The organism is Vibrio sp. 1978 (assembly GCF_033344345.1).
Window position 1 is genome coordinate 1 of sequence record NZ_JAWPOP010000993.1, and the last position, 521, is coordinate 521.

The 521-nt window shown below is 47.8% G+C and carries 1 protein-coding gene; it reads left to right on the top strand.

Features of this window, described 5'->3' with window-relative positions:
- Nucleotides 1–511, top strand: a 511-nt coding sequence (locus tag R8N49_RS30280) for an exopolysaccharide biosynthesis polyprenyl glycosylphosphotransferase (RefSeq protein ID WP_318190840.1), incomplete at its 5' end; no start/stop codon positions are given.
- Nucleotides 512–521: the final 10 nt, after the last annotated feature.

Sequence of the window (521 nt, forward strand, 5' to 3'; positions counted from 1 at the left end):
TATCGCCATCGGTATTAAGTTGACGTCAAAAGGCCCTGTAATATTTAAGCAGCATCGTTATGGTTTGGATGGTCGAAAAATCGAAGTTTGGAAGTTCCGCTCGATGACGACGATGGATCAAGGCCCAAACATCAAGCAAGCCACGAAAAACGACCCTCGTATTACTCCGTTTGGCGGTTTTCTACGTCGCACCTCATTAGACGAACTGCCGCAGTTTATCAACGTATTACAAGGCACTATGTCGATCGTTGGCCCTCGTCCTCATGCCGTTGCGCACAACGAAGAATATCGTCAGATTGTCGCCCGCTACATGTTGCGCCACAAAGTCAAACCAGGCATTACAGGTTGGGCTCAAATCAACGGCTATCGCGGCGAAACCGACACGCTCGATAAGATGGAAAAACGCGTCGAGTTTGATTTGGATTACATCCATCATTGGTCAGTTTGGATGGACATCAAAATCATCTTCCTTACCGTGTTCAAAGGCTTTACTGGCTCCAATGCGTACTAAGGCGGCGATG